We start from the raw sequence: 23,551 nt of genomic DNA, 5'->3' as shown, positions 1-23,551 counted from the left end.
GGGTCAGGAAACGCTCAGGGCATCGCGCGCGGCGGATGAGGGGGCGTGGTCGGGGCCGGCGGTGAACGGTGCGGTGACGAAAGCGACGCCCTGCGCGTCGAGCACCACGCGGTCGACGGCGACACCGGTCTCGGCATCCGTTCCGTCGATCGCGATCTCGAGCCGCTCGTCGCCGTGGTTGATGAGGGTGACGAGGTCGCCCCGACGCGCTGCCTCGACGCCGGCGGGCAGTCCCTCGACGACAGGACGGACACCGGATGCCGCGACCACGGTCGCAACGACCGCGTCGAGCGCGTCGGTCTCGCGGCCGCCGGCCGAACGTCCGTCGCTCACCGGCACATCACTGACAGGCACAGTGGCGACGTACCAGGCTTCGCCGGAACCGTAGCGGTGACGCGTGAGGGCGGGCGATCCTGCCTGCAGGCCGGACTCGAACGAGGCGACGACGTCTGCTCCGCCCGCGTGGACGCTCTCGGCCACCAGGCGGCCGCGCTGCTCGGCGCCGTCGAGGCCGAATGTCACGGTGCCCGCCGCGGCGGCGGTGCGCGCGGCGCGGACGGCGTCGGTGCTCAGGGCGCCCACGCCGCCGGCGCTCGCAGAGGATCCCGCGAGCGCGCCGAAGTCCTCGAACCGCAGGCCGAGCACGGGGCCGAGCTGCGTCAGGAATCCACCGTCGCGGAACTGGTCGTGCTCGTCGACGATGTCGGTGAAGGGGCCGGTGAGGAGCGTTCCGCCGTCGTGGACGAAGCGTGCGAGCGCGGCTGCGCCCTCATCGCGGAGCAGGTACAGGGCGGGGGCGACCACCAGACGATAGGTGTCGTCGACCTCTTCGGGGCCGACGATGTCGACCTGGATGTTGCGTGCGTGGAACGCGCCGTACCACTCCAGCACGAGCGCCAGATAGTCGACCTCGGTCGGGTGGTCGCGCTCCTCGACGGCCCACCAGTTCTCCCAGTCGAAGACCAGCGCCACCTGGGCGTCGCGGCCAGGCGCCGGAAGCTCCGGCAGCGCGGCCAGGCGTGCGCCGAGCTCGGTCACCGCGTCCCAGGTGCGCGTCTCGGTCCCGGCGTGGGGCAGCATCGCCGAGTGGAACTTCTCGCTGCCCGCGCGGGACTGGCGCCACTGGAAGAACATGATGCCGTCGGCGCCGCGCGCGACGGACTGCGCGGTCTCGGCCATGAGCGCGCCGGGGCGCTTGCCCGGGTTGGCGGGACGCCAGTTCACGGCATCCGTCGCCTGCTCCCAGAGCAGCCACGGCACGCCGGGCTTGAGCGAGCGGATGAGGTCGCGCTGGAAGGCGGCGTCGCGCACGCGGTGCGGGTTGGCGGGGTCGGGGTAGCAGTCGTCCGCGATGACGTCCATGAACGGCGCCCACTTGCGGTAGTCCGCCGGCTTGAACGGGCCCATGAAATTCGTGGTGATCGGCTGCGTGGCGCCGGCGCGCTGCAGGATCTCGCGCTCCATGAGGTAGCACTCGAGCAGCATGTCGCTGGTGAAGCGCCGCCAGTCGAGCATCGACGACGGGTTGTGGCTGTAAGGAGCGAGACGCGGCGGGAAGATCTCGTCGAAGGCGCCGTAGCGCTGCGACCAGAAGTTCGTTCCCCATGCCGCGTTGAGCGCGTCGATCGTGGCGTACCGGCCCTCGAGCCACACGCGGTACGCGTCGCGCGCGGCATCCGAGAAGTCCATCCAGAGGTGGCAGCCGAACTCGTTGCCCACGTGCCACATCACGACGGCGGGGTGGTGGGCGTAGCGCTCGCCGAGGCGTCGCACGAGCTCCCCGGCGAGGCGCCGGTACGTCGGCGACGACGGGGCGAAGTGCTGGCGGCTTCCCGGCCAGTACGACGCGCCGGACTCGTCGGCGGGCAGGGTCTCGGGGTAGGTGGCGCTCACCCACGGCGGGGGAGACGCGGTGGCGGTCGCGAGGTTCACCGCGATGCCGCCCGCGTGCAGCTTCTCGATGACGGTGTCGAGCCACGCGAAGTCCCACACGTCCTCGGCGGGCTGGATGCGCGACCACGCGAAGATGCCGAGGCTCACGATGTTGACACCGGCCTCCTGCATGAGGCGCACATCGTCGTCCCACACGTCTTCGGGCCACTGGTCGGGGTTGTAATCGGCGCCGTACAGCACGTCGAGCAGCTCCTGTCTGGATGGTGCAGCGGGGGTTCGGAGGCCGTGTCAGCGACGGCCGCGGCGTGCCGGGACCGCGACGACCGCGAAGGCGGCGCAGCCGAGGCCGGCGACGATGAGCGGGGCGAGCATCCACGTCACCACGCCGACGAGCACGGCCGCCGCCGCGAGGTACAGCGCGCCGACGGGATCGGCCGCGAGAGCGGATGGGATGCCGCGGACCGCGCCCCGCCAGCCGCGCTCGGGCGTCCACGCGCCCGCCGCCACGAGCAGGGCGACGGCGCCGGCGACCAGTCCCAGCCACCCGACGATCGAGATCAGGGCGCCGCCGGGCAGTGCGCCCGAGTTCGCCAGGTCGATGTCGAGCAGCAGCAGGAGCGTCAGCGCGACGGCTGCGATGCCGACGACCAGGCCGCCGGGGAGCGCGGCACGCCAGTCCTGCCAGAACGTCCGCGCATGCGACTGCTCGGCGTTCACATAGCGGCGGAGGTGCCGGATGCCGGCGGCCAGTGCCGCGGGCAGCGTGACGACGAGGATCCCGGCGGCGGTCACCAGCAGCCCGGTCAGCAGCACCTCGCCGAACAGGGCGAAGGCGCCCTTCGCGCCCGGGTAGCGGGCGGGCTCGCGCTCGTCGAGCGTGGGGCCGCTGCCGGAGGCGTCGGCCCGACGCGCGGCGCGGAGTTCTCGGCGGTTCATGTGCGGTCTCTTTCCTGGGTCCGTCAGCCCTTGAGGCCCTGTGTGGCGACGCCGTCGACGAGGAAGCGCTGGAACACGAGGAAGAAGAGCAGGACGGGGATGAGGGCGATGAACGACGCGGTGACGGTGGCGCCGTAGTCGCTGACCGAGGTCTGGTCGTTGTAGAGGCGCAGAGCGATCGGCAGCGGGTAGTTCTCGGGGCTGGTGAGGTAGAGCAGGGGTCCGAGGAAGTCGTTCCAGGCCCAGATGAACGCGAAGATCGAGCAGGTGATCAGGGCAGGCTTGATCAGCGGCAGGATGATCGACCAGAAGATGCGCATGTGGCCGGCGCCGTCGATGCGGGCGGCTTCGTCCATGTCGCGGGGCATCTGGCGGATGAACTGGACGAGCAGGAACACGAAGAACGCTTCGGTGGCGAGGAACTTCGGCAGCAGCAGCGGCCAGAAGGTGTCGATCATGTCGAGCCGGTTGAAGATGATGTACTGCGGGATGATCACGACGTGGAACGGCAGCAGCAGGGTGCCGATCATCGCGGCGAACAGCACGCTGAGGCCCTTGAACTGGATGCGGGCGAACGCGTAGGCGGCGAGCGACGAGGACAGCAGCACGCCGATCACGGAGCCGGCGGCGATGATGAACGAGTTCAGGAAGAACCGCCACATCGGCACCCCGGCGATGCCCTCGAACACCTTCGTGTAGTTGTCGATGGTGGGCGCGTTCGGGATGAGGCCCATGTTGGAGCCGAACTCGCTGTTGGGCTTGAAGGTGGCGAACAGCAGCCACACCAGCGGGTAGAGCACGACCGCGGTGACCGCGATGAGCACGATGAACCAGATGACGGTCTGCCAGGTCTTGCGCTTGACCTTGCGGCGCGGGGCGCGGGGGGTGGCGTCGATCTGGTTCTCGAGGGTGGCGATGGCGGGTTCGCCGAAACTTGTGGTGCTCATCGGTTGTCTCCGGCGTAGTGGACCCAGCTTCGCTGGGTGCGGAAGAGGATGAAGGCGATGACGGCGACGACGATCAGCAGCACCCAGGCGATGGCGGCGGCGTAGCCCATCTGGCCGTCGCTGAAGCCGCGCTTGTAGAGGTACAGCGTGATGAAGTTCGTCATGCCGGCGGGGCCGCCGGTGCCGTTGGAGATGATGTAGGCCGACGCGAACACCTGGAAGGCGCCGATCAGGCCCAGCAGCAGGTTGAAGAAGATCACCGGTGACAGCATCGGCAGGGTGACGGCGCGGAACCGGTGCCAGGCGCCGGCGCCGTCCATCTCGGCCGCCTCGTACAGCTCCTTGGGGATCTGCTTGAGGCCGGCGAGGAAGATGACCATGGTGGCGCCGAACTGCCAGATCGCGAGGAGGATCATCGCGGGCAGCACCAGCGCGGGGTTGCCGATCCAGCCGCCCAGGTCGATGCCGATCGCCGACAGGCCGTTGTCGACCGGGCCGTCGCTGGCGAACATCGCCCGCCACACGATCGCGACCGACACGGATCCGCCGATGAGCGACGGGGCGTAGAAGGCGGACCGGAAGAACCCGGCGCCCTTGTCGCGGTAGTTCAGGAGCATGGCCACCGCGAGTGCCGCGGCGAGGGTGATCGGGGTGCCGACCACCACGTAGATCAGCGTGATCTGCGCGGACTGGATGAACGCCGGGTCCGACGTGAACATCCGGATGTAGTTGTCGAAGCCGATCCACTTCGGCGGGCTGAAGATGTTGTAGCTCGTGAACGACAGGTACAGCGAGTACGCCATCGGGATCAGCGTGAGGCCGAAGAACCCCACCAGCCACGGCACGAGGAACCCGTAGCCGGCGACCGTCTCCTTCACGGCACGCTGTCGCATGCCCGGACGATCCGTCCGTTCCGGCCGGGACCGGCGGAACAGGGAACGACGCGATGACTTCTCACCGGTCACGATGACTCTGGTCGCTGTGGTGCTCACGAGACTCTCCGATACGGGTTCATGGAGTGGTGTTCCGGGCCCGGGCGCATCGTGCGCCCGGGCCCGGAAGGCTGTCACTGGTTGAGGACGACGTCCATCTCGGCGAAGAACTGCGAGACCGCGTCATCGACGGTGACCGTGCCGAAGTTCAGTTCCTCACCGAGCTGGCGGAACTTCTCCTCGAGGGTGCCGTAGCCGACGATCGGCACCGGCGGGGCGTCACCCAGGCGGTCGGCGATCGAGGCCTCGTAGTCCTTGACCTGCTGGCTGAGCGGGTCGAGCTCGGCCGCGGCGAGGGCGGTCTCCGAGGCCGGCAGGCCGCGGTTGGTGCCGAAGATCTCGCCCGACTCCGGCGAGTTCACGAGGAAGTTGACGAGCGTCGCCGCCGCCTCGGGGTGCTCGGTGCTGGCCGAGATCGTGTGGAGCATCGAGGGCTTCAGGTACAGGTCCTTCGCGCCTTCCTCCGTCACCGGGGGAGCGATCAGGCCGAGCTCGGTGTAGCCCTCGCCGAGGCCGGCGAGGTAGCCGGCGCCGAAGTTGTCCCACGTGAGCTCGCTCGCCGTCAGCGCGCTGTCGAAGGCGCCCTTCGGCGCGACCTCCGCGACGCGCTGCTGGGGGATGCCGATCCCGTCGCGGACGTCCTGTCCGGACTCCCAGAACTCCGTCAGGCGCTCCTCGTCGAAGCCGGGCGTGCCGTCCTCGTTGAAGAGGTTCTGGCCCTCGGCGCGCAGCTGCAGCTCGAAGTTCTGGATGCGGCCGGTGAAGTCGGACCCACCCCAGAACTCGCCGCCCGCGCCGTCGGTGACCTCGCCCATCCACTCGGCGTAGTCGTCCCAGCTGCCGCCTTCGAACTCTGCGACGCCGGCGTTCTCGAGGAGGACCGGGTTGGTGAAGAGGCCCCACGCGTTGGTGGACGTGGTGATGCCGTAGGTCGTGTCGTTGACGACGCCGATGTCGAGGATGTTCTCGGGCAGCGGGTCGGTCTCGATGATGTTGCCGAGGTACGGGTCGAGATCGAGCAGCAGGTTGTTCTCGGCGTACTGACGCAGGTAGGAGTAGTCGAACTGCATCACGTCGGGGAGGTTGCCGCCGGCCGCCTCGGTCTGCCGCTTCTCCCAGAACTCGGGGAAGGTGAGGAACGTGGAGTTGACCGTGATGTTGGGGAACTCCTCGTTGAACGCGACGATCGCCTCGTTGTAGAGGTCGGCGCGCACGTCGTTGCCCCAGAACGCGAGGTTGAGGGTGACCTCCTCGTTCGGGTCGAACGTCGGAGCCGCGTCGGGGGTCTCGTCGCTGCCGCCGGCGCAGCCGGCGAGCACCAGGGCGCCGCCGGCCGCGACCGCGGCTATGGCGAGGGCCCGCTTCTTGCTGAACATCCTTGTCCTCCTTGTGAACGTCTGCGTTCGCTTCTCCGCGTGAGACGTTCGTCGTCTGTGAGTGCGGTGTAGGCGCATCCGGGTGTGGAACATGCGGTGCTGGAAAGCGCTTGCCCGCTACGGTACCTCGTCTAAAAACGTTTCGCAAGCGATTCTCGGCACAAATTTAAACGATTCAGTAACGCTCGACGCGGCTTCACCGTTCGGGGCCGTGCACGGTCCCAGTCGCCGGCCGCCGTCGGCGCCGCGCAGCCGGCTCGGACTGGGTGCGCAATCGTCGAAACGTTTCTGAGATTTGCATGAGACGTTTCACTTCCGACGGGTCGACGAGTTGACTCCGCCTGCGGTGGCGGTTACGTTACTCGTGGCTTTGCCGGGAAAACGTATTCCCGGTTGGTGCCTCTCGCCCACAACGATGGAGATGTGATGACGGACCATTCGTCTGCCATGCCGACGTGGGCCCTGCGTGCTCACGCCGTCTTCGACTGGGTGTGGTGGATGGCGTACGTCAACGCGCTGTGGTGGGTGTTCGCTCTCGCCGGGGGCATCCTGTTCGGCGTCGTGCCCTCGAGCACCGCCGCCGCCGATCTCACACGGCGACGCCTCCGGGGCGAGGTGTTCCCGGTGGCACGGTCCTTCGCCACCGCATGGCGCCGCGATCTGCGGAAGGCGAACGTCGCGCTCGGCGTCGGATTCCTCGTGACCGGGATGCTGGCGGTCGGCGCCGCCGGGCAGCTCGCAGCCGGGACCGTCGGCTCGGTGCTCGGCGTCTCGACCGTCGTCGCACTGGCCGCAGCCTTCCTGATCACCGCTGTCTCGGTCCCGCTGTACGTCCACTACGAACTGCCGCTCCGCGCCTACCTCCTCACCGCGAGCCGCTGGGCGATGCGCAACGTCCTCCACGTGGTCCTGCTGCTGCTGGGCGCCGTCGCGATCGCGGCGGTCGGCAGCATCCTGCCCGGGATCGTCCCGTTCCTGACGGTGGGGGCGTGGCTGACGCTCAGCACGGTCATGTGCCTCTCGTTCTTCACCGCCAATGACCGCGCCGTCGCCGACCGCGCCGCCGCGGGGTCCCCTTCTTCCTGATCCTCTCCGTCCAACCTCCCCCAGAGAAAACCCCATCCCCGAACGAAGGAGTTCTGCAATGAACCACAGCAAGCCGCTCGTCGGCGTCGGCATCGCCGTCGTCGCCGCCCTCGCCCTCACCGGTTGCTCCGGGAGCGGAACCGGCGCCGATGACGCGAACAGCACGGATGCCGCGAAGCTCGAGAGCCTGTCGATCATGGCGCCGTTCCTCAGCACAAACGCCCCCGAGGAGGACAACGAGATCGAGGCCGCCGTCGAGGATGTCATCGGCGTCGATCTGGACATGACGTGGGTGCCGAATGCCTCTTACGGCGACAAGGTCAACATCACGCTCGCCGGCGACGATCTTCCCCAGGTGATGGTGATCCAGGGCAAGGACCCCGGGTTCGTCCGCAACGCGGAGGCGGGCGCGTTCTGGGATCTCACCGACTATCTCGACGACTACGAGAACCTCAAGACCACCTTCCCCGAGGTGCAGCGGGCGTCGAGCGTGAACGGCAAGGTGTACGGCGTCTTCCGCGCCCGCGACGTCATGCGCGAGGCCGTCATCATCCGCAAGGACTGGCTCGAGAACGTGGGACTCGAGCTGCCGGAGACGACCGAGGACCTCTACGAGATCGCGAAGGCCTTCACCGAGGACGATCCCGACGGCAACGGGGCGGACGACACCTACGGTCTCATCATCCCGAAGTGGCCCGGAACCATCGGCACGAACAGCCCGTGGGACGCGATCGAGACCTGGTACGGCGCGGGCACCCGCTGGACCGAGCGCGACGGAGAGCTCGTGCCGAACTTCACCACCGACGAGTGGTTCGAGGCCGTGCAGTTCGAGCGGCAGCTGGTCGAGGAGGGTGTCGTCAACCCCGACTACGCGACGTTCGACTCGGCGAAGTGGAACGAGCCGTTCCTCACCGGCAAGGGCGGCATCATCATCGACGTCCACTCGCGCGTCGGCCAGCTGATCAGCCTGGTCAAGCAGTCGGATCCCGACAACTTCGAGAACTATGTCGACGTCACCGGCAACCTGACCGGGCCTGACGGCGACCTGTACGCGCTGCCCACCTCGGGCTACAGCGGCTTCCTCGCGATCCCCAAGGCGCAGGTGCGCACCGAGGCGGAGCTGCGCGGCGTGCTCGAGGTGCTGAACGAGCTCAACTCGGCAGAGGCGGGCCCGATCCTCAACAACGGCATCGAAGATGTCACCTACACCCTGGACGGCGATCTTGCCGTCGCCGTGGACGACGTGCCGCAGGCGCTGAAGGACACCGTCGGCGCGTACGCACAGCTCGGCACCAACGTCAACGGCTTCCAGGGGTATCTGCCCAAGCAGCCGTCGGAGTACGAGCAGGAGATGTACGACAAGCGCAAGGAGATCGAGGCGGCCGACCTCGAGTCGGCCCAGTTCGACCCGGCAGCGCCCTACGTGTCGCCGACATACGTCTCGAAGGGCGCCCAGCTGGACACCATCGTCGCCGATGCGCGCATCCAGTACATCGCGGGTCAGATCGACCTCGACGGGCTCGAGGACGCCGTCGAGCTGTGGCGCTCCAGCGGCGGCGACGACATCATCGCCGAGATCAACGAGCTGGCCGACGCCGACTCCTGATCGCCGGGCCGGGGATGGCGGGTGCCTGCGCGCCCGTCATCCCCGGCACTGACCGAGAGGCCCATCCATGGCAATGCTCGACACCGCCGTCACGGCGACCGAGACGCTGACCGTTGAGAAGCAGAGCCGGCGCCGTCGCGGCGTTCGCGTCCACTTCACCCAGTTCAAGTGGCTCTACCTTCTGCTCGTACCCGGCATCGTCTACTTCCTGCTGTTCCGGTACTGGCCGATGTACGGCGCGATCATCGCCTTCAAGGACTACGTCCCCTTCCTCGGCATCGCCGACAGCCCCTGGGTCGGATTCGCGCACTTCGAGGACTTCTTCGCGAGCCCCGACTTCCCGCGTCTGCTCGGGAACACGATCATCCTCGCGCTGCTGTCGCTGCTGATCGCGTTTCCGCTGACGATCATCGTGGCGCTGCTGCTCAACGAGATGCGCCTGACGATCCTCAAGCGCACGACGCAGACGCTCATCTACGTGCCCCACTTCCTGTCGTGGACCGTGGTGGCGTCGCTGACCTACCTGCTGTTCGCACTCGACATCGGCCCGCTGTTCCAGCTGATCAACGGCATCCTCGGCACCGACATCAACTTCCTCGCCGATCCGGCGTGGTTCCGGCCGATCATCGTCCTGCAGGACATCTGGAAGAACACCGGGTGGGGCACCATCATCTTCCTGGCCGCGCTGGCCGGTGTCGACCAGGCGCAGTACGAGGCCGCGATCATCGACGGCGCGGGCCGCTTCCAGCGGGTGTGGCACATCACGATCCCCTCGATCATGCCCACGATCATCGTGATGCTCGTGCTGCAGATGGGGCAGATCCTCAACACCGGGTTCGAGCAGATCTACCTCATGACCAACTCGCTCAACCGATCGGTGGCCGACGTCTTCGACACGTACGTCTACTTCATGGGCATCACGCAGGGCTCCTACAGCTACAGCACCGCTGTGGGCCTGTTCAAGGCGGTCGTCGGCGTCGTGCTCATCTTCGGGGCGAACTGGGTCGCCAAGCGCTTCAACCAGGTAGGGATCTTCTGATGGCTCGCGAGAAGTACCGGTTCAACACTCCCGCCGGCCGCGTGTTCGACGTGTTCAACGTCGTGCTCCTCACAGCGATCGGCATCGTCGCGCTCGTGCCCTTCGTCTACGTCCTCGCCGGGTCGTTCGCGACCGAGGCCGAACTGGCGACGCGCTCGTTCTTCCTGTGGCCGGAGACGTTCTCGCTCGACGCATACGAGGCGATCTTCACGAGCCCCGCCTTCGTGCGGGCACTCATCACGACGATCGTGGTGACGGCCGTGGGCACCGCGGTCCAGCTGGCGCTGACCGCGACGATGGCCTATCCGCTGAGCAAGGCCAACCTGCCGGGCGGCCGTCTGATCCTCTCGCTGATCGTCTTCACGATGGTGTTCGGGGGCGGGATGATCCCGACGTTCCTGGTGGTGAAGGACCTCGGCCTGCTCAACAACTACTGGGCGCTGATCCTCCCGATGGCGATCAACCCGTTCAGCCTCATCATCATCAAGAACTTCTTCCAGCAGCTTCCCGCCGAGCTGGAGGAGTCCGCGAAGATCGACGGCGCGAACGAGCTGCAGACGCTGTGGAACATCGTGCTGCCGCTGTCGAAGCCGGTGCTCGCGACGTTCGCGCTGTTCTACGCGGTCGGGATCTGGAACGACTTCATGTCGCCGCTGCTGTACCTCAACGACAACTCGATGTGGACGCTGCAGATGTTCCTGCGCCAGGTGACCGTCGCCACCGACCTGTCGGTCGTCGAGCAGGATCCGACGCAGCTGCCGCCCGCGCAGGGAATCAAGTTCGCCGTCATCATCGTCGCGACGCTGCCGATCGTGCTGTTCTACCCCTTCCTGCAGAAGCACTTCGCGAAGGGCATGCTGATCGGGTCGGTCAAGGGATGACGCTGCTGTACCGCAATCCGCTGGCGGCGGCATCCGATCTGGACGGATGGGTCGCCGAGGGCCCGGTGGCGGTCCGCGCGACCGAGGACGGCCTGGCGCTGTCGAGCTCGGGCGGCTTCGACGACCACTGGACGCTGTGGTGCCCTGAGGTCTTCCCCGACCGGGTCCGCATCTCGTGGGACTTCGCGCCCCGCGAAGAGCCGGGTCTCGCCATGCTGTTCTTCGGTGCGGCGGCGACCGGCGGGCGCGGCATCTTCGACGATGGCGTCGCGCATCGCACCGGCGTCTACCCGCAGTACCACTCGAGCGACCTGCGGACGCTTCACGTGTCGTACTTCCGTCGCCGATGGGAGGACGAGCGCGCGTTCCACACCTGCAATCTGCGCAAGTCGCCCGGCTTCCACCTCGTGTGCCAGGGTGCCGATCCGCTGCCGCCGGTGGTCGATGCGAAGGACTCGTACTACCGCATCGAGGTCGTCAAGGATGTCGCTCGCGTCTCGTTCTCGATCGACGGCCTGCCCCTGTTCGACTGGATCGATGACGAGTCCACCGGTCCGCGGATACGCGACGGTCGGATCGGATTCCGGCAGATGTCGCCGCTCGTCGCCCGCTACCGCAACCTGGAGGTTCACTCGCTGTGACCACTTCGACCGTCCCGCTCCGCTGGCTCGACGACGCCCCGCCGGCAGAGCTCCCCGGCGGCGCCACCTGGGGAGTCCCTCTTCCGCGCGGCACCGTCGCGTCCGTCTCCGCGCTCGGTCTGCGGCAGATGGGTGGTCCGAGTGTGCCGGCGCAGTTCTGGCCGCTCGCGACCTGGCCGGACGGCTCGGTCAAGTGGGCGGGGTGCGCGGTCGGCGCGCTCGACGCGCCCGGTGCGTATGAGGTGGTGACCGACCTCTCGCCGCAGACGGCGGCCGCCGGCGCAGGGATCGGGTCCGTGGTCGTACGCGAGGACGCGGACGAGATCGTGGTCGCGAACGGCGTGATCGAGCTCGCGTTCGCACGCCCCGAGCACGGCGCGATCGACACGCTCGCGCGCCGCGTGGTGCGCGACGGGCGGATCGTCGCCCGCGACATCCGGCTGGTGAGCCTGCTGCAGGACGACGTGCCCGAGGACGGTGCGGCAGGCCCGCGCCGCCGGTTCCGGTCACGGGTGCACAGGGTCGTCGTGGAGCAGGACGGTCCGGTCCGCGCGGTCGTCCGCGTCGAGGGCGCGCACCGGGACGAGGACGGTTCGCGCGAATGGCTCCCGTTCACCGTCCGGTTCGTGGTGGTCGCCGGGTCGGCTGAGGTGCGTCTCGTGCACACGGTGGTGTGGGACGGGGATGCCGAGCACGACTTCCTCGCCGGGCTCGGTCTGCGCGCCGACGTGCCGCTGCGGGCGCCGCTGCACGACCGCCACGTCCGGATCGCGGGTGCTGACGGCGGGTTCTTCGCCGAGGCGGTCCGCGGGCTCACCGGTCTGCGGCGCGACCCCGGCGCCGAGGTGCGCGGCGCTCAGATCCGCGGCGAGGCGACGCCGCCGACCCCGCGCTGGAACCCGCAGGTGTCGGAGCGTCTCGAGCTCATCCCGGCGTGGGGCGACTTCACGCTGACCCAGCTCAGTGCCGACGGCTTCGCGATCCGCAAGCGCACCGCGCCCGGACACGCTTGGATCGATGCCGGCGCGGGGACGCGTGCCGAAGGCTTCATCGGGATCAGCGATCCGGCCGGCGGGCTCGGGGTCGGCATCCGCTCGTTCTGGCAGTCCCATCCCGGCCAGCTCGACCTGCGCGGTGCGACGGGCGATCAGGCGGAGCTCACCGCCTGGCTGTACGCGCCCGAGGCTCGGCCGATGGATCTGCGGTTCTACCACGACGGGCTCGGCCAGGACGACTTCGCGACGCAGCTCGAAGGCCTCGAGATCACCTACGAGGACTACGAGCCCGGCTTCGGTGACGCTCACGGCGTGGCGCGTACGCACGAGCTGACGCTGTTCGCATACGCCGCGACCCCGCCGATCGCGCAGGTGGCCGCTGCCGTCGAGAGGGTGCAGCGACCGCCGCTGCTGCAGCCCACACCGGACCACCTGCACGCGGTCGGCGTGTTCGGAGACTGGGCGCCGGTCGACCGTTCGACGCCGGCACGCACCGAGATCGAGGACAGCGTCGACTTCCTGCTGGACTTCTATCTCGGGCAGGTCGATCAGCGCCGCTGGTACGGCTTCTGGAACTACGGCGACGTCATGCACGCGTACGACGCGGACCGTCACGTCTGGCGCTACGACGTGGGCGGCTACGCGTGGGACAACAGCGAGCTCTCGCCCGATCTCTGGCTGTGGTACTCGTACCTGCGCAGCGGGCGCGCCGACGTCTTCCGCTTCGCCGAGGCGATGACCCGCCACACGGGGGAGGTGGACGTCTACCACCTGGGCCGGTGGCAGGGGCTCGGCTCTCGGCACAATGTGCAGCACTGGGGGTGCAGCGCCAAGCAGCTGCGCATCTCGAGCCCGATCTACCGGCGCATCTTCCACTATCTGACCGCCGACGAGCGCGTGGGCGATCTGCTCACCGAGCTGCGCGACAGCGACGCCCGCTTCCTCGACACCGATCCGACCCGCAAGGTGCGGACGGATGCCGCGACCTACCGCCCCGACCGCGCCGCCCTCGCGGTGGGACTCGGCACCGACTGGGGTGCGCTGGCGGCGACATGGCTGGCCGACTGGGAGCGCACCGGCAACGAGCGCTCGCGCGACCGGCTGCTCGGCACGATGGCCGACATCGGCGCACTTCCGCACGGATTCCTCACCGGCGAGGCGCTGTACGACATCGACGCCGGCCGATTCGACAGTGCGCGCGAACGCATCGCCGTGTCGCACCTGAGCGCCGTGTTCGGGCTCGTCGAGGTGTGCAGCGAGCTCATCTCGCTGGTCGACGTCCCCGGCTTCCGCGACGCGTGGCTCGAGTACTGCAGGCTCTACCTCGCTTCACCCGACGAGCAGGAGGCCGCGGTCGGGCAGCGGCTCACCGGCATCCATCTCGAGCAGGCCCACAGCCGGCTCACCGCCTACGCGGCGGCGAGCCGAGGTGACGACGCGCTGGCGGATGCCGCATGGCGGGCGTTCGAGGGGATCGGCGAGTGGCTGGTGCACCGCCGTGACTTCGTGCTGCGGCGCATCGACGGGCCGGCAGTGCTCAACCCCGTCGACGAGGCGCCGACGGTCGGAACCAATGACGTCGCGCAGTACGGCCTCGCGGCGATCCAGAACCTGGCGCTGATCGGCGACCGGCTGCCGCGGTAGCGCGGGGTGCGGTGCCGCGGGGCCGCGGGTGCCGCGGGTGCCGCGGGGGCGCGGTGCCTCGCAGAGGCAGTCCATCGCGGCACCTCGCCGCGGCATTCCTTCGCGGCATCCCTCCGCATTTTCGCAGGCACGCCTTCGCCCTCGGGTCCTCCCGGTCGTCGCATCCAACAGGTCAACCAGGCCTCTACAGGAGAAGCTGCGCGCTGAACGTCCTGTGGAAGGCCGGTTGACCTGTTGGATGCTGGGGGCGCGGTGTGCTGCGACAGTGACCTTTGCAGTCGTGGCGGGACCGCGGCGTGTGCGGGGTGCCGTGTCGCGGCATCCGATCTCCGGTTATGCGCCCTTCGACAGGTCAACCAGGCCTTTACAGGAGAAGCTGCGCGCTGAACGTCCTGGGGAAGGCCGGTTGACCTGTTGGATGCCGGACCGCGACACCGTGCCGCTCGCGCGGCGGCGGTTCGTGGGACTCAGCGAGCCTCGGACTCAGTGGGCCGGGCGCAGGTCGATCACGGCGCTGGCGAAGCTCTTGCGGTGCGTCGGGTGCGCGGCGAGATCCGCCGGCGTCACCACCGCGCCGTCGGCGTCGGCCGAGGCGTAGATCGCCGCGACGAGCTCGATCGACCGGGCGGGGGCGTCGGCCGTCGGGGGGAGCGGCGCGCCCGATCGCAGAGCGTCGAAGACGTCCCGCAGCAGGTACACGTGGTCGCTGCGCTCCTCGGCGCCGGTGATCTCCCACGTCGCGGCCTCGTCGGCGTCGATGTGAGCAGCAGGCGTGATGCGCCAGTTCTCGTGGCCGTGGCCGTACAGGTGGTCGACCGTGATCGTGGCCTTCTCGGTGTCGATGCGGATCGTGCTCACCTCGCGCGGCGAGAGGGTGCTCGAGACGACCTGTGCGACCACGCCGCCCTCGAACACGACGGTCGCTGTCGACACGTCCTCGGTCTGCGTCTCGCGGTCGAGGCGCCACAGGCGGCCTTCGACGCGCGTCCAGTCGCCGAGCAGGAACGCCAGCAGGTCGAGCTGGTGGATGGCGTGGCCGAGGGTCGTGCCGCCGCCCTCGGTCTCCCACTTGCCGCGCCACGGCACGGCGAAGTACGCGGCATCGCGGTACCAGAGCGTCTGGCACTGGGCGACGAGCGGACGCCCGAGCGCGCCGGAGTCGAGCAGGCGCTTCACATGCGCGGGCGCCGTGCCGGTGCGCTGCTGGAAGACGACCGCGAGCCGGCGGTCGGCGGCGGCTGCGGCATCCGTCATCTCCTGGAGCTCGTCGAGCGACGGCGCCGGAGGCTTCTCGACGACGACGTGTGCGCCGGCCGCGAAGGCGGCGATGGTCTGGGCGGCGTGCGCGCCCGGGGGAGTGCAGACGTGGACGACATCGGGGTGCTCGGCCGCGAGGAGGGTCTCGAGGTCGTCGTACACGACGGGGGCGCCGTAGGAGGCGGCGAACGCCTCGGCCGACGCGCGGCTCAGGTCGGTCACGGCGACCAGCTCGGCCTGCGGGTACGCGGCGATCGCCCTCGCGTGCGAGTGGGCGATCGCTCCGGTGCCCACGATGGCGCAGCGCAGATTCTCGGTCACGGTGGCTCCTTCGGGTGGATCGAGAGCGGATGCCGCGGCCGGCGGCATCCGCTCTTCCAGGGTAGGCGGTGGGAGCGGAAAGCGCTATCCCACGCCGGAGACACCTCAGCGCGGGTGGCCCGCCTGCGTGGCGTGGAGGTGGGCGTAGCGGCCACCGGCGGCGAGCAGCGCGTCGTGCCCGCCGACCTCGACCACCTCGCCGTGCTCGAGAACGACGATCCGGTCGGCCTGGCGGATCGTCGACAGGCGGTGGGCGACGACCAGGGTGGTGCGGCCGCGCATCAGGCGGTTGAGCGCGTCTTTGACGAGCTCCTCCGACTCCGGGTCCAGCGCCGAGGTCGCCTCGTCGAGGAGGAGGATGCGCGGGTCGCGCACCAGCGCCCGGGCGATCGCGAGTCGCTGCCGCTGGCCGCCCGACAGGCGCGCGCCGCGCTCGCCGACGACGGTGTCCCACCCGCCCGGCAGCCGGTCGACGAACTCGGCCGCGTTGGCGTCGCGCAGCGCCTGATGCAGACGCTCCTCCGACACGTCGTCGAGGCCGTACGCGATGTTGTCGCGGATGGTCCCCTCGAACAGCACCGACTCCTGCGGCACGACCGAGACGGACTGGCGCACGGTCCGCAGATCGAGGCTCTGCATGTCGGCCCCGTCGAGCAGGATGCGCCCCGACGTCGGGCGCACGAACCCCAGCACGAGGTTGAGCATCGTCGACTTGCCCGATCCCGACGAGCCCACGAAGGCGACGGTCTCGCCGGGCGGGATGTCGAGCGAGACGTCGCGCACGGCATCCCGTTCCGCGCCGTCGTAGCGATGCGAGACGTGCTGCAGCTGCAGATGACCGCCGACCTGCTCGACCGCGCGCTTGCCCTCGTTCTGCTCCAGGTCGGGCTCCTGCAGCACCTCCGAGATCGAGCGCATCGACTCGAGGCCGCGGGCGCCGACCGGGATGAGCATCAGCAGCGACGTCAGTCCCGACGTCAGCAGCGTGAAGTACGACGACAGCAGCACGACCTCGCCGGGCGTGATCGGGAGGATGCCGGTGAGCGCGAAGATCGCGGCGAGCACGAGGCATCCGAGTCCGAGCAGCTGCATCGCGACCCACGAGATCGACGCGACGTGGCCGTTGAGCATGTCGAGGTCGAGCCCCGCGCGACGGACGCCGTCGGCGCCGGCCTGCACGCGCGAGACGGCGGTGCGCTCGAGGCCGTGCGCGCGGGTCACCGGAATGAGCGAGGCCATCTCGCCGACGCGCGCAGCGAACCCCTCGACCTCGCGGCGGAACACCTCGTTGCGGGCCTGCGAGCGGCGGCTGAGGGTGGCGCGCAGCACGAGGGCGATCGGCACCGCGAGGGCGTACACGGGCAGGAACTGCGGCACGGCGATCGCGGTCATCACGATGGCGCCGATCAGCACCATCGTCGAGGACAGCAGCGGGTGCGTCACCTGCTGCAGCATGAGCTCGACGTTCTCGACGTCGCGCACCACCTTCGTCTGCACGATCGACGAGCTCACCCGCGTGTGGTAGCCGATCGACAGGCTCTGCAGTCGCGCGGCGAGGGCGTTGCGGAGGTCCGCGCCGGTGTCGCGCACGACCGTCATGAAGTTGCGCGTGTAGACGATGTGCATCGGGTAGTTCTGGATGAGCAGCACCGCCGCGATCGCGAACCACACCAGCACGGTCGACACGTCGCCGCCGGTCGCGACCAGGTCGATGATCTTGGCCGTCACCACCGGCAGGAACCAGAGCGGGATCTCCTTGCACGCGAACGCGAGGATGGCGGCGGTCATGCGCGCGGGGCGGCGCGCGAGCAGCGCCAGCACCGATCGGCCGGGTCGAGGATTCTGGGCGATCCCGATGACGCGGATAGCGCCGGTAAACGCTTTCTGAGTCATGATGACATGGTATCGACGGATGCCGCGCCCCGGCGCCTGCGAAAGGCTGAACATGACGTACCACCTGGCCGGAGACTCGACGGTCGCCCCCGCCAAGCCCGACGAGCTGCCCATGACCGGGTGGGGCTCGTACATCGAACCCGTGGTCGAGGCGCCGGTGCGCAACCTCGCCTACGGCGGCGCGACGACAGAGTCGTTCCTCGCCGACGGAACCTGGGCCCGCCTGCTCGGCGGCGTCGCCGCGGGTGACGTCGTCGTGATCCAGTTCGGGCACAACGACCAGAAGCTGCCCGAGCTCGGCGCGCGCGGCGGGTACACGGCACGCCTGCGCGGCATGGTCGACGACGTCCGCGCACGGGGCGCGCGACCGGTGCTGTGCACCTCCGTCGAGCGGCGCTGGTTCGACGGCGACCGCGTGACCGCGACGCACGGCGACTATCCGAACGCCGTGCGCGATCTGGCGCACGAGCTCGACGTGCCGCTGATCGACCTTACGGCGTTCACGACGTGGCTCTACGAGGATCTCGGGCCGGAGGCATCCGTCGCCCTGCTGTCGCATTTCGCGCCCGGTGAGCACCCCTTGTGGCCCGACGGGCTCGCCGACGACACCCACTTCCACGAGCGGGGCGCGCGGCGGATAGCCGCCTTCGTCGGACGGTCACTGCGGGCGATCGAGCGCCGCGACGGCGATCGGCCGGCCAAGGGCTCTCAGCTGGTCAGCTGAGGCGGCAGGAAGTCGATATGCGGTCAGCCGCCGGTCGAGGCGCGGACGACGAGCTCCGGCTGATAGACGACGTTCCCCAGATCCGCACCGGCGGTGCCCGCGATCCGGGCCAGCAGCATCTCGGCGGCCGTGTGCCCCATCTCGCGAGCCGGCTGGCGAACCGAGGTGAGCGGCACGCCGGCGATCGCCGCGAACTCTATGTCGTCGTAGCCGACGACGGCGACGTCGTCGGGCACCCGCGCGCCCTGCGAGATCAGGCCGTGGACGAGCCCGATGGCGAGGTGGTCGTTGGACGTCACGATCCCCTCGGGCCGGTCGGCGGGGGAGCGGGCCGCGAGCTGCTCGCCGAAGGCGCGGCCGAGATCAGAGGTGGTGCGCGAGGTCCAGATGGGCTCGAGGGACGCGCCCTCGTGCGCGGCGACGGCCAGGCGCGCGCCCTGCAGGCGCTCGCGCACCTGCCGCACCTCCTCGCGCGCCCCGACGAAGGCCAGGCGACGGCGACCGGTCGCGAGCAGGTGCTCGGCCGCGAGCCGGCCACCCGCGACGTCGTCGAACGACACCGAGGGCAGCTCGCCGGTGTCGTCGACCGCATCCACCAGCACGACGGGGATGCCGCGGCCGCGCAGTCGCTGCAGCCACGGCTCCAGGGGGCCGAACGGGCTGACCAGGGCGCCCTCGACCTGCACGCGCTCGAAGAGCTCGAGGTGATCGCGCTCCTTGGCGACGTCGTCGCTGGAGTTGCCGACGAGCACGCGGAGTCCCGCGGCGGACGCCGCGTCCTCGGCGCCGGCGACCATTTCGGCGAAGAACGGGTTCGCGATGTTGATGACGGTCATGCCGAGGAGGCCGGACCTGCCCGCGCGCAGCTGCTGCGCCGCCTGCAGCGGAACGTAGCCGAGCTGATCGGCGGCCGAGCGCACCCGGTCGACGAGGCGCTCGCTGACCATGTGCGGGCGGTTGAGCGCGTTCGAGACGGTGCTGATCGACACGCCGGCGCGTTCGGCGACATCACGGATGCCGACTCGCTTCATGTCGCTCGTTCCGTCCTGTTCTCCCGGCATCCGGCCGGGAACGGACGCCTCCGCGCGTCCGGTCCGACCATGGTAGGCGCTTTCCATGGTGCGGACGCCCCGCCGGACGGCTCCCGATCGTTACCTCGGCGTTACGGGAAGGCATTTGACGAATCCGGTCCTCCCGCCTACTCTTCAATCGAAGCGGTTCGAAATCGAAGCGGTTCGACACTGGAACCCGAAAACCCGCCCTCGATGGAGCGGCAGCCACGTACACGAAGGAGTGACATGGAACGGCGTCATGCTCACCCGGCGGCAGTCTCGGCGGATGCCGCGCACCCGGGCACGGTCCGATGACCACGCAGGCTCAAGCGCAGACGGTCTTCCAGGAGGCCGCGGTCCACAACCTCGACAAGAATTCGAGGAAGGGTCGCGCACGGCGGCCGCGCCCCGCGGGCAGCCGCACCTCGTTCACGCTGTTCCTCTGCATCGTCCCGTTCCTGATCCTCGCGTTCCTGTTCTCGTACCTCCCGTTGTACGGCTGGATCTACTCGCTCTACGACTACAAGCCGGCCCTCGGCCTCGAGGGCAGCGAGTTCGTCGGGCTGCAGTGGTTCCAGATGCTCGTGAGCTCGCCGACGCAGATGGCCCAGATCGGCCAGGTGCTGATGAACACCCTGGCGATCAGCTTCCTCGGCATCGCGACATCCGTGCTGCCGCTGTTCTTCGCGATCCTCCTCAACGAGGTGAAGGCGCCGTGGTTCCGCAGCTCGGTGCAGACCCTCACCGCGCTCCCCAACTTCATCTCGTGGGTGCTCGTGTACATGATCGCCTTCTCGCTCTTCTCGAGCTCGGGCCTGGTCAACGACGTGCTCAACGACGCGGGACTCATCACGACGCCGATCAAGTTCCTCGACAGCGACCAGAACGTCTGGATCACCATGACGCTCTGGAGCATCTGGAAGGGACTCGGCTGGGGCGCGATCATCTACCTCGCCTCGATCGCGGGCATCGACCAGTCGCTCTACGAGTCGGCCCGCATCGACGGGGCCGGGCGCTTCCAGCTGATGCGCTACATCACCGTGCCGCAGCTGATGCCGACGTACCTCGTGCTGCTGCTGCTGTCGATCGCCAACATCCTCAACAACGGCATGGAGCAGTACTACGTGTTCCAGAACGCGTTCAACAAGGAGTGGATCCAGGTGCTCGACCTGTACGTCTACAACATCGGCATGACGGGCAACAGCCTGTCGCTGGCCACCGCGATCGGCATGCTGAAGAGCCTCATCTCGGTCGCCCTCCTGCTCACCGTCAACGCGGTCTCCAAGCGTGTCCGCGGCGAATCGATCGTCTGAGGGCCGGGCCATGACCACGACGATGACGAAGACGCTCACCACCGCGAAGCGCGGAGACACCTCCGCCCGCTACCGGGCGACGGTCGGCGATGTGCTGTTCCGCATCGCGAACTATGCGCTGTTCCTGCTGTTCGCGATCATCTGCGCGTACCCCTTCTACTACCTGATCATCAACTCGGTCAGCGCCAACGACGTCTCCGCGCTCGGGGATGTGCGCCTGTGGCCGGTCGGATTCCACCTCTCGAACTACACGCAGGTGTTCCAGCTGCCGGGCCTGCCGATGGCGACCGTGGTCAGCGTCGGCCGCACCGTGATCGGCACCGTGCTGACGGTGCTCGCCTCCGCGTTCCTCGGCTTCATGTTCACGCAGACCCGCATGTGGGGACGCAAGTTCTGGTACCGCTTCCTCATCATCACGATGTACTTCAGCGCGGGCCTGATCCCGGTGTTCATCATCATGAAGACGCTGGGACTGACGAACAACTTCTGGGTCTACGTGCTGCCGTTCGTGGTGCAGCCGTTCAACGTGATCCTCGCCAAGACCTACGTCGAGTCGATGCCGCGCGAGCTGCAGGAGGCCGCCGAGGTCGACGGCGCCAACATCCTGCAGGTCTTCTTCCGCGTCTATCTGCCGAACATGACGCCGATCCTCGCGACGATCGCGATCTTCAGCGCGGTCACGCAGTGGAACAGCTTCCAGGACACCCTGATCTACATCACCGATCAGAGCCTGTACACGCTGCAGTACCTGCTCTACATGTTCATCAACCAGGCGTCGAGTCTGGCGCAGGCCGCGCAGAACGCGGGCGGCAATCTCGGCCAGATAGCCGGGGTGGCGACCCAGCAGACGCCGACCTCGATACGCATGACCGTCTCGGTGCTGGTCGTGCTGCCCATCATCTTCATCTATCCCCTGTTCCAGCGCTTCTTCGTGAAGGGCATCATGCTGGGCGCCGTCAAGGGTTGACGGCGGCCACGCACCACCAAGAAAGGAAAGCAATGAAGCTTCGAAAGAAGGTGTCCCTGGCGCTCGTGGCGCTGCTCGCCGCGGGATCGCTGGCCTCCTGCAGCGCAGGCGGCGGCGACGATCAAGGTGCGATCGACCAGTTCCCCGAGGCGTGGGACGAGGAGATCACGATCGACGTGTTCGACGGTCTCGCGAACTACATGGGCGTCCAGCAGGGCTGGTTCGCCAAGATCGTCAAGGACAAGTTCAACATGAAGTTGAACATCATCGCCCCGAACGTCGCGGGCGGCGGCGACACCCTGTACAACACGCGCGTGGCCGCCGGTGACCTCGGCGACCTCATCATCACCGACAAGGGCGAGAAGCTCGACGAGCTCATCGAGGGCGGTCTGGTGCAGGACGCGTCGAACTACTACCCGGCGATGGACAATGCCGCCGAGTTCGACGCGGCCGTCGAGAAGCTCAACGACGGCAAGGACGGCATCTACGGCTTCCCGTCCGCGGTCTCCTCCCTCAAGCCCACCGAGCCGTCCGAGGGCCTGAACCCGACCTTCGGCCCGTACGTGCGGTGGGACTACTACAAGGAGCTCGGCTACCCCGAGATCGGCACGCTCGAGGACCTGCTCCCGGTGCTCGCCGACATGCAGGCGGCCCACCCCGCCGCCGACAACGGCCAGCCCACCTACGCCTTCTCGCTGTTCAAGGACTGGGACGGCAACATGATGGTGACCGCCAAGCAGCCGGCGTGCTTCTACGGCTACGACGAGATCGGGTTCGTGCTGTCCAAGGCCGATGGCTCGGACTATCAGAGCATCCTCGACCCCGACGGCGAGTACATCCGCAACCTGAAGCTCTATTTCGACGCCAACCAGCTGGGCCTGGTCGACCCGGAGTCGACCACGCAGAACTACGACACGCTGTTCTCGAAGTTCCAGAACGGCCAGGTGCTGTTCTCCTGGTGGCCCTGGCTCGGGCAGTCGGCCTTCAACACCGAAGAGAACATGGCCGCCGGCAAGGGCTTCCAGATGGCGCCCCTGCAGGACCAGAACATCTTCTCGTACGGCGCCGAGGCGTACGGCGGCAAGCAGGTCTTCGCGATCGGCTCGAAGGCCGACGACCCGGAGCGCATCGCCGCATTCGTCGACTGGCTGTACTCCGCCGAGGGCGCGTACGCCAACAGCAGCCAGACCGGAGCCTCGGCCGGCCCGCAGGGCCTCACGTGGGAGGTCAACGACGCCGGTGAGCCGGAGCTCACCGACTTCGGCAATGAGGTGTTCCTGCAGGGCGGCGCGACCGTTCCCGAGGAATGGGGCGGCGGCGAGTACGCCGACGGCGTGTCCGCGCTGAACCTGAGCGCGGTCCTCCCGATCGACACCGACGCCGAGACCGGCCTGCCGTACAGCTACACGTTCTGGCCGACCTACCAGGCCTCGATCGCCAACCCGCTGACCGAGGACTGGTCGGCGAAGATGGGCGACGCGACCTCGACCATGGAGTACCTGCAGGCGAACGACCAGGTGCTCGTGGCCCCGGGCGCGAGCTACGCGGCTCCCGCCGACGACTCCGAGATCGAGACGCTGCGCAATCAGGTCAAGGAGATCATCAAGCAGTACTCGTGGCAGATGGTCTTCGCCGAGAGCGAGGCGCAGTTCGAGTCGCTGCGCGACGAGCTCATCGAGACCGCGAACGGCCTCGGCTACGAGCAGGTGCTCGAGTTCGACATGGACAACGCGAAGTCGCAGAACGACGCGCGCGTCGCCGTGGCGGAGGAGTTCGCCGGCTGACACCCGCATGACGCGAAGGGCCCGGGATGCTGCATCCCGGGCCCTTCGTTCTTGCCCGGGTGACGGCATCCGCGTCGGTCTTCGCCGTCGCCAGACATCCCTCGTGGGGGCCGCTGAACTTCCGGTTCACACAACAGACAACCTTGGGGCAAACGGCGCACCTGTGTGAGCCGGACGTTGATGCGAGTGTGTGAGCCGGAAGTT

Annotated in this window: 18 protein-coding genes; 10 read left to right on the top strand and 8 right to left on the bottom strand. The window is 68.5% G+C overall.

The window, feature by feature from the left end:
* Positions 1 to 3: 3 nt before the first annotated feature.
* The 5 genes from MRBLMI12_RS06225 to MRBLMI12_RS06205 all read right to left on the bottom strand — a co-directional run bounded on the left by MRBLMI12_RS06225 (position 4) and on the right by MRBLMI12_RS06205 (position 6,144).
* The gene (locus MRBLMI12_RS06225; RefSeq protein ID WP_363354841.1) at positions 4 to 2,133 is read right to left on the bottom strand and encodes a beta-galactosidase; all 2,130 of its coding nucleotides are present in this window, start codon (positions 2,131 to 2,133) and stop codon (positions 4 to 6) included.
* Positions 2,134 to 2,181: 48 nt separating this feature from the next.
* Entirely contained in the window at positions 2,182 to 2,829 is a 648-nt protein-coding gene (locus tag MRBLMI12_RS06220; RefSeq protein WP_363354839.1) for a DUF624 domain-containing protein, read from the bottom strand.
* 23 nt (positions 2,830 to 2,852) lie between these two features.
* Positions 2,853 to 3,776 carry a carbohydrate ABC transporter permease gene (locus tag MRBLMI12_RS06215; protein WP_363354837.1) on the bottom strand — a complete coding sequence of 308 codons (924 nt, stop codon included), beginning with the start codon at positions 3,774 to 3,776 and terminating at the stop codon, positions 2,853 to 2,855.
* Positions 3,773 to 4,768: a carbohydrate ABC transporter permease gene (locus tag MRBLMI12_RS06210; RefSeq protein WP_404910057.1), complete on the bottom strand. Its 996-nt coding sequence runs from the start codon at positions 4,766 to 4,768 to the stop codon at positions 3,773 to 3,775. The genes MRBLMI12_RS06215 and MRBLMI12_RS06210 overlap by 4 nt, the downstream gene beginning before the upstream one ends.
* A gap of 74 nt (positions 4,769 to 4,842) precedes the next feature.
* A complete protein-coding gene (locus MRBLMI12_RS06205) occupies positions 4,843 to 6,144 on the bottom strand; it encodes an ABC transporter substrate-binding protein (protein WP_363354835.1) in 1,302 nt (433 codons plus the stop codon).
* Between the two features lie 426 nt (positions 6,145 to 6,570).
* Between MRBLMI12_RS06205 and MRBLMI12_RS06200 the strand changes: the two genes are divergently transcribed.
* The 6 genes from MRBLMI12_RS06200 (at position 6,571) to MRBLMI12_RS06175 (ending at position 14,036) form a co-directional block, all read left to right on the top strand.
* A complete protein-coding gene (locus MRBLMI12_RS06200) occupies positions 6,571 to 7,230 on the top strand; it encodes a YesL family protein (RefSeq protein ID WP_363354833.1) in 660 nt (219 codons plus the stop codon).
* Positions 7,231 to 7,288: 58 nt separating this feature from the next.
* Positions 7,289 to 8,836, top strand: coding sequence for an extracellular solute-binding protein (locus MRBLMI12_RS06195; protein ID WP_363354831.1), 1,548 nt, complete (start codon positions 7,289 to 7,291; stop codon positions 8,834 to 8,836).
* Between the two features lie 67 nt (positions 8,837 to 8,903).
* Positions 8,904 to 9,875 (top strand): ABC transporter permease, encoded by a 972-nt coding sequence (locus tag MRBLMI12_RS06190; RefSeq protein WP_363354829.1) that lies wholly within the window; start codon positions 8,904 to 8,906, stop codon positions 9,873 to 9,875.
* Entirely contained in the window at positions 9,875 to 10,756 is an 882-nt protein-coding gene (locus tag MRBLMI12_RS06185; protein ID WP_363354827.1) for a carbohydrate ABC transporter permease, read from the top strand. Before MRBLMI12_RS06190 ends, MRBLMI12_RS06185 begins: the two co-directional genes overlap by 1 nt.
* Positions 10,753 to 11,397 (top strand): DUF1961 family protein, encoded by a 645-nt coding sequence (locus tag MRBLMI12_RS06180; RefSeq protein ID WP_363354825.1) that lies wholly within the window; start codon positions 10,753 to 10,755, stop codon positions 11,395 to 11,397. The genes MRBLMI12_RS06185 and MRBLMI12_RS06180 overlap by 4 nt, the downstream gene beginning before the upstream one ends.
* Positions 11,394 to 14,036 carry a Tat pathway signal sequence domain protein gene (locus MRBLMI12_RS06175; protein ID WP_363354823.1) on the top strand — a complete coding sequence of 881 codons (2,643 nt, stop codon included), beginning with the start codon at positions 11,394 to 11,396 and terminating at the stop codon, positions 14,034 to 14,036. Before MRBLMI12_RS06180 ends, MRBLMI12_RS06175 begins: the two co-directional genes overlap by 4 nt.
* A gap of 483 nt (positions 14,037 to 14,519) precedes the next feature.
* Here MRBLMI12_RS06175 and MRBLMI12_RS06170 read toward each other — a convergent pair whose 3' ends face one another.
* Positions 14,520 to 15,614, bottom strand: coding sequence for a Gfo/Idh/MocA family protein (locus tag MRBLMI12_RS06170; protein ID WP_363354821.1), 1,095 nt, complete (start codon positions 15,612 to 15,614; stop codon positions 14,520 to 14,522).
* A gap of 105 nt (positions 15,615 to 15,719) precedes the next feature.
* Positions 15,720 to 17,507 carry an ABC transporter ATP-binding protein gene (locus tag MRBLMI12_RS06165; RefSeq protein ID WP_363354819.1) on the bottom strand — a complete coding sequence of 596 codons (1,788 nt, stop codon included), beginning with the start codon at positions 17,505 to 17,507 and terminating at the stop codon, positions 15,720 to 15,722.
* Positions 17,508 to 17,559: 52 nt separating this feature from the next.
* On the opposite strand from MRBLMI12_RS06165, the gene MRBLMI12_RS06160 reads away from it, so the two are divergent.
* Positions 17,560 to 18,231, top strand: coding sequence for a rhamnogalacturonan acetylesterase (locus MRBLMI12_RS06160; protein WP_363354817.1), 672 nt, complete (start codon positions 17,560 to 17,562; stop codon positions 18,229 to 18,231).
* Positions 18,232 to 18,254: 23 nt separating this feature from the next.
* On the opposite strand, the gene MRBLMI12_RS06155 is transcribed toward MRBLMI12_RS06160, so the two are convergent.
* Entirely contained in the window at positions 18,255 to 19,262 is a 1,008-nt protein-coding gene (locus MRBLMI12_RS06155) for a LacI family DNA-binding transcriptional regulator (protein WP_363354815.1), read from the bottom strand.
* A gap of 332 nt (positions 19,263 to 19,594) precedes the next feature.
* Here MRBLMI12_RS06155 and MRBLMI12_RS06150 point away from each other — a divergent pair, with 332 nt between their 5' ends.
* The 3 genes from MRBLMI12_RS06150 to MRBLMI12_RS06140 are packed head-to-tail and all read left to right on the top strand — an operon-like array spanning position 19,595 to position 23,347.
* On the top strand, positions 19,595 to 20,596 hold the full coding sequence (locus MRBLMI12_RS06150; RefSeq protein ID WP_363354813.1) for an ABC transporter permease: 1,002 nt from the start codon (positions 19,595 to 19,597) through the stop codon (positions 20,594 to 20,596).
* A 10-nt stretch (positions 20,597 to 20,606) separates the two neighbouring features.
* A complete protein-coding gene (locus tag MRBLMI12_RS06145) occupies positions 20,607 to 21,563 on the top strand; it encodes a carbohydrate ABC transporter permease (RefSeq protein WP_331910963.1) in 957 nt (318 codons plus the stop codon).
* A 32-nt stretch (positions 21,564 to 21,595) separates the two neighbouring features.
* The gene (locus tag MRBLMI12_RS06140) at positions 21,596 to 23,347 is read left to right on the top strand and encodes an ABC transporter substrate-binding protein (protein WP_363354811.1); all 1,752 of its coding nucleotides are present in this window, start codon (positions 21,596 to 21,598) and stop codon (positions 23,345 to 23,347) included.
* Positions 23,348 to 23,551: the final 204 nt, after the last annotated feature.

It is taken from the genome of Microbacterium sp. LMI12-1-1.1, from assembly GCF_040676455.1.
GTDB lineage: Bacteria > Actinomycetota > Actinomycetes > Actinomycetales > Microbacteriaceae > Microbacterium.
Note: the sequence above shows the minus strand (reverse complement) of the source record. Positions and strands in the feature narration are given on the sequence as shown.